The 14,386-nt window shown below is 69.4% G+C and carries 14 protein-coding genes; 11 read left to right on the top strand and 3 right to left on the bottom strand.

Annotated features, from left to right (window positions below; translation table 11 throughout):
• Positions 1–65 precede the first annotated feature (65 nt).
• The 10 genes from AB0I51_RS44020 to AB0I51_RS43975 all read left to right on the top strand — a co-directional run bounded on the left by AB0I51_RS44020 (position 66) and on the right by AB0I51_RS43975 (position 10,082).
• Entirely contained in the window at positions 66–881 is an 816-nt protein-coding gene (locus AB0I51_RS44020; RefSeq protein ID WP_362984433.1) for an SOS response-associated peptidase, read from the top strand.
• A 1-nt stretch (position 882) separates the two neighbouring features.
• A complete protein-coding gene (locus AB0I51_RS44015) occupies positions 883–1,509 on the top strand; it encodes an alpha/beta family hydrolase (RefSeq protein ID WP_362984431.1) in 627 nt (208 codons plus the stop codon).
• Positions 1,510–1,798: 289 nt separating this feature from the next.
• Complete coding sequence (gene sigR, locus AB0I51_RS44010; protein WP_019072149.1) at positions 1,799–2,482, top strand: RNA polymerase sigma factor SigR; 684 nt, start codon at positions 1,799–1,801, stop codon at positions 2,480–2,482.
• Complete coding sequence (gene rsrA / locus AB0I51_RS44005; RefSeq protein WP_362984429.1) at positions 2,479–2,781, top strand: mycothiol system anti-sigma-R factor; 303 nt, start codon at positions 2,479–2,481, stop codon at positions 2,779–2,781. The genes sigR and rsrA overlap by 4 nt, the downstream gene beginning before the upstream one ends.
• Positions 2,782–2,896: 115 nt before the next feature.
• Positions 2,897–4,204, top strand: coding sequence for an HD-GYP domain-containing protein (locus AB0I51_RS44000; RefSeq protein WP_362984427.1), 1,308 nt, complete (start codon positions 2,897–2,899; stop codon positions 4,202–4,204).
• Positions 4,201–5,457 carry an HD domain-containing protein gene (locus AB0I51_RS43995; RefSeq protein ID WP_362984425.1) on the top strand — a complete coding sequence of 419 codons (1,257 nt, stop codon included), beginning with the start codon at positions 4,201–4,203 and terminating at the stop codon, positions 5,455–5,457. Before AB0I51_RS44000 ends, AB0I51_RS43995 begins: the two co-directional genes overlap by 4 nt.
• Before the next feature lie 104 nt (positions 5,458–5,561).
• Entirely contained in the window at positions 5,562–6,542 is a 981-nt protein-coding gene (locus AB0I51_RS43990; protein WP_019072153.1) for a hypothetical protein, read from the top strand.
• Positions 6,543–6,689: 147 nt separating this feature from the next.
• Positions 6,690–7,340 carry a peptide deformylase gene (def, locus tag AB0I51_RS43985; RefSeq protein ID WP_362984422.1) on the top strand — a complete coding sequence of 217 codons (651 nt, stop codon included), beginning with the start codon at positions 6,690–6,692 and terminating at the stop codon, positions 7,338–7,340.
• A 289-nt stretch (positions 7,341–7,629) separates the two neighbouring features.
• On the top strand, positions 7,630–8,715 hold the full coding sequence (gene cyc1 / locus AB0I51_RS43980; protein ID WP_362984473.1) for an epi-isozizaene synthase: 1,086 nt from the start codon (positions 7,630–7,632) through the stop codon (positions 8,713–8,715).
• Positions 8,712–10,082 (top strand): cytochrome P450, encoded by a 1,371-nt coding sequence (locus tag AB0I51_RS43975; protein WP_362984420.1) that lies wholly within the window; start codon positions 8,712–8,714, stop codon positions 10,080–10,082. Before cyc1 ends, AB0I51_RS43975 begins: the two co-directional genes overlap by 4 nt.
• A gap of 16 nt (positions 10,083–10,098) precedes the next feature.
• Here AB0I51_RS43975 and AB0I51_RS43970 read toward each other — a convergent pair whose 3' ends face one another.
• Entirely contained in the window at positions 10,099–11,061 is a 963-nt protein-coding gene (locus AB0I51_RS43970; protein WP_362984418.1) for a helix-turn-helix domain-containing protein, read from the bottom strand.
• 78 nt (positions 11,062–11,139) lie between these two features.
• Here AB0I51_RS43970 and AB0I51_RS43965 point away from each other — a divergent pair, with 78 nt between their 5' ends.
• Complete coding sequence (locus AB0I51_RS43965; protein ID WP_362984416.1) at positions 11,140–11,313, top strand: hypothetical protein; 174 nt, start codon at positions 11,140–11,142, stop codon at positions 11,311–11,313.
• Here AB0I51_RS43965 and AB0I51_RS43960 read toward each other — a convergent pair.
• A complete protein-coding gene (locus AB0I51_RS43960) occupies positions 11,288–11,749 on the bottom strand; it encodes a hypothetical protein (RefSeq protein ID WP_362984414.1) in 462 nt (153 codons plus the stop codon). The two genes, AB0I51_RS43965 and AB0I51_RS43960, sit on opposite strands and share 26 nt — an antisense overlap.
• A gap of 156 nt (positions 11,750–11,905) precedes the next feature.
• On the bottom strand, positions 11,906–13,990 hold the full coding sequence (locus AB0I51_RS43955; protein WP_362984412.1) for a putative Ig domain-containing protein: 2,085 nt from the start codon (positions 13,988–13,990) through the stop codon (positions 11,906–11,908).
• Positions 13,991–14,386: the final 396 nt, after the last annotated feature.

The raw sequence follows: 14,386 nt of genomic DNA, 5'->3' as shown, positions 1-14,386 counted from the left end.
GGCGCGTAGCGCCATCGTTGAGGGGTGGTGGTCGGGTGACGGGCGGGCCTGGCAGTCTGGCACGTATGTGCGGACGGTATGCAGCGAGTCGTGGGCCCGAGGATCTCGCAGGAGTCTTTGAGATCGAGAAGTGGGAGCCCGAGGAGGTTCTGGCCCCCGACTACAACGTGGCCCCGACCAAAGAGGTCTATGCAGTCCTCGACCGTCCACTTAAGGACGCGGACAGCCCGAAGCCGGTTCGCCAGCTGCGCAAGCTGAAGTGGGGACTGGTGCCCAGCTGGTCGAAGACCCCCGAGGGCGCCGCCCGGATGATCAACGCCCGCGCGGAGACCGTGCACGAGAAGCCGTCCTACCGTCGCGCCTTCGCCGCCCGGCGCTGCATCGTCCCCGCCGACGGCTACTACGAGTGGGTCACCGCCAAGGACGAGCGCGAGCTGGAGGTCGAGGGGAAGAAGAAGCGGCAGCGGAAGCAGCCGTACTTCGTGCTTCCCGCCGACGGGTCGGTGTTCGCGATGGCCGGGCTGTACGAGTTCTGGCGGGACCGGACGCTGCCCGACGACCATCCGCTGGCCTGGTGGGTCACCTGCTCGGTGATCACGACCGAGGCGGAGACGACCCCGCTCGCGGTCGCCCCCGCCGACGGACCGCACGCGCTCGCCGACATCCACCCCCGGATGCCCCTGATGCTCACCCCGGACCGCTGGGACGCCTGGCTCGACCCCTCCCGCACCGACCCCGACGACCTGCGCGAGCTGCTCGCTCCGCCGCCCGCCGGACTGATGCGCGCCTACCCGGTGTCCACGGCCGTCAGCAATGTCCGCAACAACGGACCGGAGCTGCTGAAGGAACTGGAAGGCCCGGAAGAAGGCACACTCTTCTGATGTGAGCGAGATCATCGAGACCGAGGCGGGTACCGCCCGCATCACCTGGCACAGGGCGAAGAAGGCGCGGCTCGTGCTGGCCGTCAGTCATGGGGCCGGCGGTGGCATCGAGGCGCGGGATCTTCAGGCCCTCGCGACCGTCCTCCCCGAGCACGGTGTGACCGTCGCGCTGGTCGAGCAGCCGTGGCGGGTGGCCGGAAAGAAGGTGGCGCCCGCGCCGAAGACGCTGGACGTGGGGTGGCGGGGAATCTGGCCGGCCGTCGCCGAGCCCGGTCTGCCAGTGGTCTCCGGGGGCCGTAGCGCCGGAGCGCGCGTGGCCTGTCGTACGGCGACGGAGCTGGGCGCCGCCGCCGTCCTCGCCCTGAGCTTTCCGCTGCATCCGCCCGGCAGGCCGGAGAAGTCGCGGGCCGACGAGCTGCTCGGGGCCGGGGTGCCCACGCTCGTCGTGCAGGGCGGCAACGACCCCTTCGGGAAGCCCGCCGAGTTCCCCGAGGGCGCCTTCGAACTGGTCGAAGTGCCGTACGGCGATCATGGGTTCGCGGTGCCGAAGCGGGCGGAGATCGGCCAGGAACAGGCCCTGGAGATCATCACGGGGCGCGTGGTGGAGTGGACTCGAACACTCGGGTAGGGGCGGGAATGCCGGGACCCTTACCACTGTTGTGGCGGACGTAGACAGTCGTAGAAAGGAAGTCCGCCGCATGGGTTCGACCTTCTGCCCACCCGTCTCCCGCCACCACCCCGTGGACGGGCTTCGCCCGGCAGAGTCTGATGGGGCCCGTAGCAGCCGCTCCGACCTGGACTGGTCGGTGCTGCACGCGACCAAGGCCACCCCTATTGGGGCGGCGGACGGACCGGATCGTCGTCTATCCTCCGATTCTGGTGGCATCGGCTTCGGTGCTGCCCGGAATCTTGAGGAGGTGGGTCCGGTTCCCGGTACCGACGCAGGGACCGAACACGGCCAGGCGGAGCAGCCCGAGGGCCAGGGCACGAGCACGGAGTCCACGGCGGAGCGCAGTGCGCGCTTCGAACGGGACGCGCTCGAATTCCTCGACCAGATGTACTCGGCCGCGCTGCGTATGACCCGCAACCCGGCCGACGCCGAGGACCTGGTGCAGGAGACGTATGCCAAGGCGTACGCGTCCTTCCACCAGTTCCGTGAGGGCACCAACCTCAAGGCGTGGCTGTATCGGATCCTCACCAACACGTTCATCAACTCGTACCGCAAGAAGCAGCGCGAGCCCCAGCGCTCCGCGGCCGAGGAGATCGAGGACTGGCAGCTCGCGCGTGCCGAGTCGCACATGTCGACCGGTCTGCGCTCCGCCGAGTCGCAGGCGCTCGACCATCTGCCCGACTCGGATGTGAAGGAAGCCCTCCAGGCCATCCCGGAGGAATTCCGCATCGCCGTGTATCTCGCGGACGTAGAGGGCTTTGCGTACAAGGAGATCGCGGACATCATGGGGACACCCATCGGTACGGTGATGTCCCGGCTGCACCGGGGCCGCCGTCAACTGCGTGGCATGCTCGAGGACTACGCGCGTGACCGCGGACTGGTCCCGGCCGGTGCCGGGGAGTCGAACGAAGCGAAAGGCTCGGGCTCATGAGCTGCGGTGACCATCACGAGACGGACTGCAGTGAAGTCCTGGCGCATCTCTACGAGTTCCTGGACCGGGAGATGCCGGACGCGGACTGCACCAAGTTCGAGGTGCACTTCGAGGAGTGCTCGCCGTGCCTGGAGAAGTACGGCCTGGAGAAGGCCGTGAAGAAGCTCGTGAAGCGGTGCTGCGGGCAGGACGACGTGCCGACGGACCTCCGCTCCAAGGTGATGGGACGCCTGGAGATGATCCGGTCGGGGCAGGTCGTGCCCGAGCATGATGTGGCGGCTTCTCCACAGGAGTCCTGAACGGACTGTCGTCACTCGAATGTGCTAATCCGCGGGTGATACGCCCGCACCTTCCCTCTGGTCGCCCTAGGCTCCTCGGCCTGGACAGGCATGGTCGGGGGGAAGGGCGTCAGCCATGGAGGCGACACCGGCACGGGCACGTGCGTACGTGGTCTGTGCCGTCCTCGGGGCGCTGTTCTGCCTGCTCCCGCTGCCGACCGTCCACGCACCCTGGTGGGCGGTCGTGCTGTTGGCGGCCCTCTACGCGGGCTGCGAGCAGATCGCCCGCCGCCGGTTCGCGGGCACCTTCTACCCGGTGCTGCTCGCCGCGGCCTTCCTCCTGCCGCCGCCCGCCGCGGCGCTCGTACCGCTGCCGGGCGCGCTGTTCTCCCTCGTCGAGCAGGGCTCGCCCTGGCTGCGGCGGAGCTGGCGGGCCGCGCAGCTCGCGCTCGCCGTGTGGGCGGCGGGAAGCGTGCACTGGGCGCTGGGCGGCCGGAACGCGGTCGTCGCCTCCGACTTCCCGTACGCCCTGCTGCCCGCCCTCGCCGCCGTCCTCGCCTTCTGCCTGGTCCTGACCGCCCTCGACGGCGGAATCCTCGCGCTGGCCGAGCGAATGCCCGTACGACGGGCCTGGCGCGGCCTGTTCCTGCGGTCCCTGGCGCCCATCGGCGTGCACGGGCTCGCCGGGCTGATGATGGCCGTCCTGTGGCGCAGCCCCTACGGCCCGGTCGCCGCACTGCTCGTGCTGCTGCCGATGGGGGTGTCCTGGTGGGTGTTCGCCCAGTACCACCGGGAACACGCCGCCCACCAGGCCACCATCCGCGCGCTCGTCCAGGCCGTCGACATCAAGGACGGATACACCCGCGGGCACAGCGAGCGGGTCGGACAGGCCTCGATGATGATCGCGCGGGAACTGGGCATGGACGACTCCCGCGTGGAAGTGCTGCGCTTCGCCGGGATCCTGCACGACGTGGGGAAGTTGGGCGTTCCCACGCGCCTGCTGCGCAAGGACGGGCCGCTCACCCCCGAGGAGCGGCGGGTGATCGAACTGCATCCCGAGTACGGGCACGAGATCGTGCGGGGTATCGGCTTTCTCGGGGAGGCCCGTGCGGCCGTCCTGCACCACCATGAACGGCTGGACGGCAGCGGGTACCCGTACGGGCTGCTGGGCAGCCAGATCCCGGAGTCCGCGAGGGTGGTCGCCGTGGCCGACGCCTTCGACGCGATGACGTCCACCCGGTCCTACCGGCGGGCCCGGCCGGTGCCGGCCGCTCTGGCGGAGCTGGAGCGGTGTGCGGGGGCGCAGTTCGATCCGCGCATGGTGGCCGCGCTGATGCTGGCCCTCGGCAAGTACGGCTGGCGGCCCGCCGTGACCGCGGACGAGCCCGCAGACCTCGTGCCGCCGCCCGCGCCGGTCCCGAGCCGGCCGGGAGTACGCCGATGACGCCGCGCCGAAACCCCCTGCCCCTCACCCTCATCCACACCTCCGCCGCCCTCCTCGCCACCACCTCCCTCGCCGTCACCCTCTGGACCGGCCTCGAAGAGCGCGGAGTCGCCCTCGCCTTCGGAGTGCTCGTCGCCGTGGGGGAGTTGAGCCGGTGGAGCGGGACGACCGGGCTCGGGCTCCGGGAGACCGCCCCGCTCGGCGCCGCCGGCGCCCTCTCCTACGCACTGCTCGGCGCCGATGCCGGACAGCCCACCCACCACGGCGCCTTCCAGGTCGTCACCGTGGTCGTGGCCGCCTCCCTCGTCGGCTGCGTGCCGCACATCGCGCGCGGCCGGAGCCGCACCCCCGACCACCTGGCGCGCCGCGTACTGACCGTCGGCTTCGCCGCCGTCTGCTTCCAACCCCTGTACAACCAGGGGGTGTTCGGGCACTGGGGCGGCCCCGCCTACGCCCTGCTGCTGCTCGCGCTCCTCTCTCTCACCGCCCTCTGCGACGCCGTGCTCGCCGCCGCGCTCGCCCACTCCCGCACCCGCTGGCCCTTCGGCCCGCTGCTCCGCGACGAGCTGCGCGGCATGCTCGGCATCGGGTCCGCCGTCTGCGCGACCGGCGCGGTGATGGCGCTCGCGGTCGCCGTCGTGGGGCTGTGGGCGCTGCCCGTCTTCTCCGTGCCGCTCCTGCTGACCCAGCTGTCCTTCCGGCGGTACGCGGCCGTGCGGGACACCTACCGGCAGACCATCACCTCCCTCGCCCGCTCCACCGAGATCGCCGGGTACACCCCGGCCGGGCACGCCCGCCGGGTCGCCGCGCTCTGTCAGGCGGTCGGGCGGGACATGGGACTGTCCGAGCCCGACCTCACCGTCCTGGAGTACGCAGCCCTGATGCACGACATCGGCCAGCTCAGCCTCGTCGACCCGGTACCGGCCGGCGCCACCGCCGTACTCCCCGTGGCCGAGCAGCGGCGGATAGCACTGCTCGGCGGCGCCGTCGTACGGCAGACCGGGGTGAGCCCGCAGGTGGCGGCCGTCGTGGAGCGGCAGGCCGACCCGTGCCGGGAGCAGCCGGTCTCCGCGCGGATCGTCCGGGCCGTCAACGCGTACGAGGAGAAAACCCGGGCAGGAGGCCCCGGCGGGCCCCTCCAGGCGTTGGAGGAGCTGCGCCTCGGGACCGCCGGGGACTACGCTCCCGAGGTCGTGGAAGCGCTGGCCCGGGTGCTCTCCCGGGGCTGTCTGACCTTGCCCTTGGCTGGGTAACCCATGGGTAATGAGCGCCCTCCCAGCCGTACGTGGTTGGATGCGAAGAAGTGGGTGTCCGGGGGCAGAGCCAGCCCAACGAACGGAACTGGCAGGCGGGAATCGTGAGGATCTTCGGCAAGGGACGGCACCGGCCCTCCGCCTCTTGGCGGCAGGCCACGGACCGCGCGTTCACGCTGATCGGCGACGGTCGCTACGAGGACGCGGGCGCGCTGCTGACACGTGCCGCCGATCTGGAACCCTGGCTGTCCGAGTCCTGGTTCAACCTCGCCCTGCTGCACAAGTTCCGGCACGACTGGGAGCAGGCCAGGGCGGCCGGGCTCCGCGCCGTAGCGCTGCTGGAGCGGGAGGCCGGCGCACCCGACTGGTGGAACGTGGGCATCGCGGCCACCGCCCTCCAGGACTGGCCGCTGGCCCGGCGGGCCTGGCAGGCGTACGGGCTGCGGGTGCCGGGCGGGGTCACCGCGGCGGGCGAACCGGCGGGCATGGACCTCGGCAGCGCGGCCGTACGGCTGTCTCCCGAGGGGGAGGCCGAGGTGGTGTGGGGGCGGCGGCTGGATCCGGCGCGGATCGAGGTGCTGTCCATTCCGCTTCCCTCGTCCGGGCGGCGCTGGGGCGAGGTCGTCCTGCACGACGGAGTGCCGCACGGTGAGCGGACCACTGCCGCCGGGCACTCCTACCCCGTGTTCGACGAGATCGAGCTGTGGGCGCCGTCGCCCGTGCCGACGTGGGTGGTGCTGCTGGAGGCTGCCGCGGAGGCGGACCGGGACGCGTTGGAGCAGTTGGCTGCCGATGCGGGGTTCGCGGCGGAGGACTGGTCGTCTTCGGTGCGGTTGCTGTGCCGGATGTGTTCGGAGTCCCGGATGCCGTCGGACGAGGGTGACGGGGAACATCTTGATCCGCACGATCACAGTGAGCCCGGGCATCCTGGGCCGCTGGGGCATCGGACCGATGGGCAGTTGTGGGTGCCGGAGCGGGAGTGCGGGTTGGCTGCGCCGGCTTCGCTGGTTCGGGGGTTGTTGGACGGGTGGGTCGCCGACAGCCCTGACTCTCGGGACTGGCGGGATTTGGAAGAGGTCTGCTGAGGCCGGTGGGTCGCTGCGGGTCCGCTGTGGCTGGTCGCGCCCACGCGGAGCCGCATATATGTACAGCCCCGCGCGCCCAAAAGCATCCACGTACCCTGTAGCTGCAACATCTCCCCCCCGTTTTACCTAGGAAGGCTTACGTCCGTCATGGCGCAGCAGGACACCGATCAGCAGCACGTGGGCGTGCTTCCCGTGGACGGCGAGGGGTTTGTCGTCGACACCGAGGGGACCGAGGAGCGTGAGGCGGCCTGGCGGGAGCGGGGGACCTCGCGGGCGATCACGGTCGTCGGGAATCCGGTGCTGCACAAGGAGTGCGCGGACGTCACCGAGTTCGGTGCGGAGCTGGAGACGCTGGTGGCGGACATGTTCGCCTCGCAGCGCACCGCCGAGGGCGTCGGCCTCGCCGCCAACCAGATCGGCGTCGGGCTGAAGGTCTTCGTCTACGACTGCCAGGACGACGAGGGCAAGCGGCACGTCGGTGTCGTCTGCAATCCGAAGCCGGTCGATCTGCCCGCCGACAAGCGGCATCTGGACGAGAGCAACGAGGGCTGTCTGTCCGTGCCGACCGCGTACGCGCCGCTCGCGCGGCCCGACTACGCCGAGGTGACCGGGCAGGACGAGCGGGGCAACCCGATCAAGGTCCGCGGCACCGGCTACTTCGCTCGGTGTTTGCAGCACGAGACCGACCACCTCTACGGGTACCTCTACATCGACCGGCTCTCCAAGCGCGACCGCAAGGACGCACTGCGGCAGATGGCCGAGAACGAGCCCCGCTACCCCGTGGTCGCCAACGACTGAGTCCCAGGGACGATCACAACCCCCTTACGTACGGCGTCTGTTCAGGTGCAACTCCCTGACCAGGCGCCGATCGCATGTCCGTCGCACATTCGATCGTCTTCGCTCTCGTAGTGATCCAGAACCAGTCACACAAGGATGGATTCTCGGCACTTGGGGGTAGTGAAGGGAGCAAATCCGTTCCCAGAACGGTCAGTTGTGGTGCTGAATGGGAAGTGCGGGGATACGCAACGGCGCACGCCCGGCACAGCGGGAGGGGCGTGTGCAACTGGCGGCTGAGAGGGGTTTGTTCGTGCCTGCTTTCTCGCACAGCACCACAACGGCATCGACGGTGATCGCCGTTCCACCATCGCTCTCTCTTCCGGTGATCGAGGCGGCGTTTCCCCGGCGACTGCACCCGTATTGGCCGAGGCTCCAGGAGAAGACACGCGTCTGGCTGCTGGAAAAACGTCTGATGCCGGCGGACAAGGTACGTGAATATGCCGACGGTCTTTGCTACACGGACTTGATGGCCGGGTACTACTTGGGCGCACCGGACGAGGTGCTCCAGGCGATAGCGGACTACAGCGCATGGTTCTTCGTCTGGGACGACCGCCATGACCGGGACCTCGTGTACGGCCGGCCCGACGCCTGGCGGCGGCTGCGGTTCCGCTTGCACGCCGCACTGGACTCGCCACGCCACCACCTGCTTCACCCGGATCCCCTGGTCGCCGGGTTCGCAGACTGCATGATGCGGATCTACTCGTTCCTCCCCGTCACCTGGAACGCGCGGTTCGCCCGGCACTTCCACGCCGTGATCGAGGCCTACGACCGGGAATTCCGCAACCGCTCCGAAGGGACCATTCCCACGGTAGAGGAATACCTCGCACTGCGCCGGCTCACCTTCGCGCACTGGATCTGGACGGATCTGCTGGAGACCAGTGCGGGGTGCGAACTCCCGGACAGCATAAGGAAACACCCGGCATATCGGCGGGCGGCACTGCTCAGTCAGGAATTCGCCGCCTGGTACAACGACCTCTGCTCCCTGCCGAAGGAAATAGCGGGCGACGAGGTCCACAATCTCGGAATCAGTCTCATCAAACACGAGGGACTGACCCTTGAGGACGCGGTCGCCGAAGTGAGGCGTCGGGTCGAGGAATGCATTTCTGATTTCCTCGTCGCGGAACAGGAGACCTTACGTCTTGCCGACCGGCTCGACGACGGAACCGTACGGGGAATGGAACTGGGCGCCGCCGTACGGTCCTGTCTCGGCAATATGCGGAACTGGTTCAGTTCCGTCTACTGGTTCCACCACGAGTCCGGCCGCTACATGGTCGACAGCTGGGACGACCGGTCCACACCCCCGTACGTCAACAACGAAGCGGCAGGTGAGAAATGACCGTCGAGTCTGTGAAGCCCGCTCCATCCGAGGTACCGGAACTGCTTGAGCCGCCCGTGGCGGGCGGCGGAGTCCCGCTTCTCGGCCACGGCTGGAAGCTGGTCCGCGACCCGCTGGCCTTCATGGCCCAACTCCGCGACCACGGCGACGTCGTACGACTCCGCCTCGGCCCCAAGACGGTGTACGCCGTCACCGCGCCGGCCCTCACCGGGGCCGTCGCGCTGAGCCCCGACTACATCATCGCGGGCCCGCTGTGGGAGTCCCTGGAGGGACTGCTCGGCAAGGAGGGGGTGGCCACCGCCAACGGGCCCACCCACCGGCGCCAACGGCGCATCATCCAGCCCGCGTTCCGGCTCGACGCGATACCCGGCTACGGGCCGGTCATAGAGGAGGAGGTGCACGCGCTCACCGAGCGCTGGCAGCACGGCGGGACGATCGACTGCACCTCCGAGGCCTTCCGGGTCGCCGTGCGGATCGCGGCCCGCTGTCTGCTGCGCGGCGACTTCATGGACGAGCGCGCCGAGCGGCTGTGCGCCGCCCTCGCCACGGTCTTCCGGGGCATGTACCGGCGGATGGTGGTCCCGGCCGGACCGCTCTACCGGCTGCCCCTTCCGGCCAACCGCGAATTCGACCGGGCGCTGGCCGATTTGCATCTCCTCGTCGACGAGATCGTCGCCGAACGCCGGGCATCCGGTCAAAAGCCGGACGATTTGCTGACGGCGCTGCTGGAGGCGACCGACGAGAATGGCGAGCCGATCGGGGAACAGGAGATCCACGACCAGGTCGTCGCGATCCTCACCCCCGGAAGTGAAACCGTGGCATCCACGATCATGTCGCTGCTCCAAGTCCTGACCGAACACCCGGAACACACCGACAAGGTATGCGCAGAAGTTGAATCCGTGACGGGCGGACGCCCGGTGGCATTCGACGACGTTCGCGCGCTCACCCACACGAACAATGTCCTCGTCGAGACGTTGCGCCTGTGGCCCGCCGTATGGGTATTGACGCGGCGGGCGGTCGCGGACACCGAACTGGGCGGCTATCGGATTCCGGCCGGGGCCGACATCATCTACAGTCCCTACGCGATCCAGCGCGACCCGCGTTCGTATGCGCGCAACGAGGAGTTCGACCCCGACCGCTGGCTTCCGGAACGGTCCAAGGACGTACCGAAGTTCGCCATGAGCCCGTTCAGCGTGGGCAACCGGAAGTGTCCCAGCGACCACTTCTCGATGGCCCTGCTGAGCCTGTTCACGGCGGCGGTGGCGGCGAAGTACCGCTTCGAGCTGGTGTCCGGCTCCTACGACACCACTCGCGTCGGCATCACCCTCCATCCGCACCGGCTGATGCTCAGGCCGATCCCCAGGTGAGGCGACAGGCGTGCGTTCAGGCGGCTTCCGGGCCCCTGAACGTGCGTCGGTAGGCGTTCGGGGTGGTGCCCAGGGCGCGGACGAACTGGTGGCGCAGGGCGGGCGCGGTGCCGAAGCCGGTGCGCCAGGCGATCTCGTCCATCGTCTCGTCCGTCCCCTCCAGCAACTGCTGGGCCAGCAGCACCCGTTGCCGCAGGATCCAGCGGTAGGGCGTGGTCCCGGTCTCCTGCTGGAAGCGGCGGGCGAAAGTGCGCGGCGACATGTGGGCGCGGGCGGCGAGCTGTTCGACGGTGACCTCCTGGTCGAGGTTCTCCGCCATCCACACCAGCACCTCGCCCACCGTGTCGCACTGCGAGCGCGGCAGCGGCCGCTCGATGTACTGGGCCTGACCCCCGTCGCGGTGCGGCGGTACGACCATCCGCCGGGCGATGGTGTTGGCGACCTCGGGACCCTGCTCCTTGCGCACGATGTGCAGACAGGCGTCGATACCGGCCGCGGTGCCCGCCGAGGTGATCACCGGGTCCGCGTCGACGTACAGCACGTCCGGCTCCACGACGATCTTCGGATACCGCCGGGCCAGCAGCTCGGCGTGATGCCAGTGCACCGCGCACCGCCGCCCGTCCAGCAGCCCGGCGGCGGCCAGCACGAACACACCCGAGCAGACGCTGAGCACCCGGGCGCCCCGGTCCACCGCCCGCCGCAGCGCGTCGAGCAGCTCCTCCGGGTACTCCCGCGCCGCATAGGCCGCACCGGCCGGTACGGCGATCAGGTCCGCGCACTCCAGTCGCTCAAGACCGTGCTGGACTGCCAGCGAGAAGCCCGCGTGGGTGGCGAGCGTCAGCCCCTCGGCCGAGGCGACCGCGAAGTCGTAGACCGGCAGGCCCTCGTCGCTGCGGTCGAGGCCGAACACCTCGCAGACGACGCCGAGTTCGAAGGGGTGGACTCCGTCGAGCAGGACCACGGCCACGTTTTTCAGCATGCTGCCAGTGTGCGCCGGAAGTGGCAGTAAATCGAGGGTGTACGGCAGTTCTGCCACTCACGGTAAGGAGTGTAAGCCGTGACACTGGTGTCTATGAACGCAGCCATGGACAACCTCATCGCCCTACTGACCGTCCTCGGCATCCTCGTCGCCGTGGCCTTCCCGTCGCTGCTCGGCATCGCGCACGACCGGCGCATCGACCGTCAGATCCGGACCGCTCACCGGATCATGACTTCGTCACCACGACGGTGACCGACCACTCCTGAATGCCCTTGCAGGAGATCTTGTGCGGGGCGGTCGCACACAGCGGCCGGGACGACGTGAGCTTCACGGTCCCGGCCGAGACCGCCTTGAACGCGTTGCTCGCGTCGCCGGGCCGGATCAGGATCCCGCTGTTGGTGGCCTCCAGGCCGGTGCCGGCGGTCTTGACCTGGGCCCACGGCCGCGATGCCGTCCCGTCCAGCAGGATCCGGACCGTGCTGCCGGTCGTCAGACAGAACGTGCCGTTGTCGTCGGCGGCGGCGAGGGTCTCCTTCGCAGTGCAGGCCGACCTGCTCTTGCTCGGTGTGGGGGACGAGGACGGCGACACGCTGTCGCTGCCCGTGTCGGACTTCGTGCCGCCGCAGCCCGTGAGGGCGAGTGCCAGGGTGGCGACGGCGAGGGACGGAGCGAGGATGGATCGACGCATGGAGGGCCTCCTTGCCCCTTTGACGTGTCACGGACGCATCCGGATCCGCCGCGAGAAGTGAAGTATTCGTGGACATGACACTCGCGGACATCGCATGCGAGCACATGACAGAGCCCCGGCCGCTGCGAGACGGCCGGGGCTCAGCTCATGAGGAGGTCAGCCGGTGGTGACGGCGGTGTCGTCGACTACGAAGCTGGTCTGGAGGGAGGAGTCCTCGACTCCGCTGAACTTCAGGGTCACGGTGGTGCCGGCGAAGGCCGACAGGCTGAAGGACTTCGCGACGTATCCGCTCGCCGCGTTGAGGTTGGAGTAGGTGGCCAGGGTGGTCGATCCGGCGGTGACCGTCAGCTTGTCGTAAGCCGTGCTGGTGCTGGTCTCCGCCGTGTCGACGTGCAGGTAGAAGGTGAAGGTCGTGGCGGTGCAGCCGGACGGGATCGTCACCGACTGGGACAGGGTGTCGGTGTGGGTCGAGCCGTAGCCGTCGAGCCACGCGTAGTACGAGCCCGCGTGCGCGGCCTCACTGCTGGAGTTGGTGATGACCCCGCTGCTCGCGGTCCAGGTCGTGCTGCCCGACTCGAAGCCCGCGTTGCCCAGGAGCTGGGACGAGGTGCAGGAGCCGCCGCCGGAGGTGCTGACCGTCCAGGTGAAGGAGGCCGAACCGGAGGCGCCGGTGGAGTCGGTCGCGGTCACCGTCACGGCGTAGGTGCCGGCGGTGGACGCGGTGCCGGAGATCAGACCGGTCGAGCTGCTGATCGACAGGCCGGTCGGCAGCCCGCTCGCGCTGTAGGTGAGGGTCGCGCCCGCGCTGTCCGAGGCCGAGATCTGCAGGCTGGCCGTGGAACCGGTCGCGGTGGACTGGCTGCCCGGGTTGGTGACGGTCACCGTGTTGCCGGTCGTGGTGCCGGCGGTGAAGGCGGCGGTGCCGTCGGGGGTGCCCCAGCCGGTCGGGCCGTCGTAGCCGGTGCCCGCGGTGCAGAAGTACGAGGTCGAGCAGGAGCCGTTGTTGCCGCTCGTCACGTCGTACAGGTTGCTGGTGTTGGAGTAGGGGTACTTCGCCGGGTAGTCGCTGGAGCCCGGGGTGCCGGCCAGCGCGTAGACGCCCGCGATGATCGGGGACGAGGCGCTGGTGCCGCCGTAGACCGCCCAGCCCGAGCCGCCGTAGGTGTCGTAGACGGCCACGCCGGTGGCGGGGTCGGCGACGGCGGAGACGTCGGCCTCCATGCGCTTGGTGCAGCCCGTGTCGGTCTGCCAGCTCGGCTTCGCGTCGTACGCCGAGCAGCCGGAGCCGGTGCCCTCGGTGCTGCTGGTCTTCCAGACGGACTCGGTCCAGCCGCGGGTGTTGGAGGAGGTGGAGAGAGCCGTGCCGCCGACTGCGGTCACGTACTGGGACGTTGCCGGGTACTCGGCACCGTAGGCGGAGTCACCGGAGGAGACGGTGATCGCGACACCCGGGTGCTTGAAGTACGAGGTGTCCTCGCTGGTCTGCGAGGAGGACTCGGAGCCGCCCCAGCTGTTGGAGACGAACTTCGCGCCCAGGGCGACGGCCTCGTTCTCGGCGGTGCCGAGGTCCGAGTCGGTCGCGGAACTGGCCTCGACCAGGATGATGTTGCAGTTCGGGCAGACCGCGCTGACCATGTCGATGTCGAGCGCTTCCTCGCCCGCCCAGCCGGTGTCGTTGGTCGGCAGCGAGGTGGTCGAGCCGGTCTGGCTGACCTGCTTGAAGCAGCCGCTGGCCACGGTGCAGGCCGACAGGCCGAAGTTGGAGCGGTAAGTGGCCAGGTCCGAGGCCGCGTTGGGGTCGTTGTACGCGTCGACCACGGCGACCGTCATGCCGGAACCGCCGGTGGAAGGCAGGGCGTACGCGCTGTGCAGGTTGGCCGGGCTCAGCCCGGAGACCGCGGCTGCGGCGTCCGCGTGCACGGCGGAGGCCAGTTTCTGCTTGATGTCGGTGCGGCGCTGGGCGAAACAGGCCGCCGAACCGGGGGCCGCGGTCGCGCACAGGTGCTCGGTCGGTACCTTCTGGCCGGCCTTGCCGGTCGAGTGGACGGCCTGGGCCGCGGGGGCGGTCAGGGCCTTGGCGTTCTGGGTGACCTTGGAGACCTGGGCGGACTGGACGACTGCCTGGGCTGCGGGCCGCGCGTCGGCGGGGGAGGCCGCCGCGAGCCCGAAGACGCTGAGGGTGAGGGCGGGTATGGCGGCGGTCAGTAGTCTTCGCAGGCTTCGTCTGGGCTTCTCACGCATGGGGGTACTGCCTCCGTCGAGTCGATTGGAGTGGGGTTCCTCGGCGTGGTGGCAGGCCTGTGACGCGCGTAGCGGCGGCGTTGAACGTCGTCATGGGCATGACACTTGGGGCGTCCTGTGATGCCGTTGTGCATGACATGGACAGGACGGGCAGAACGTAGCCGGACCGACGAGACCGCGAACAGACGCACCCCATGAACTTTGCCGCTCCATAGAAACTCCATGGACGGCCCATGGAAGCTCCATGGGCCGTCCGCGAAGTAAGAGGCAGATAAAGGGCGTCGGGGTCGGGGGCTAGAAGCAACGCCGTTCAGTTAGGCGTGGATGTTGTTCGTCAATGCTGGTGAACGAGGCAGCGGAGCTGCTGTAGAAGAGGTCTGTCCTCCAAGACATCCT

The sequence above is a fragment of the Streptomyces sp. NPDC050549 genome (assembly GCF_040655035.1).
Taxonomy (GTDB): Bacteria; Actinomycetota; Actinomycetes; order Streptomycetales; family Streptomycetaceae; genus Streptomyces.
Note: the sequence above shows the minus strand (reverse complement) of the source record. Positions and strands in the feature narration are given on the sequence as shown.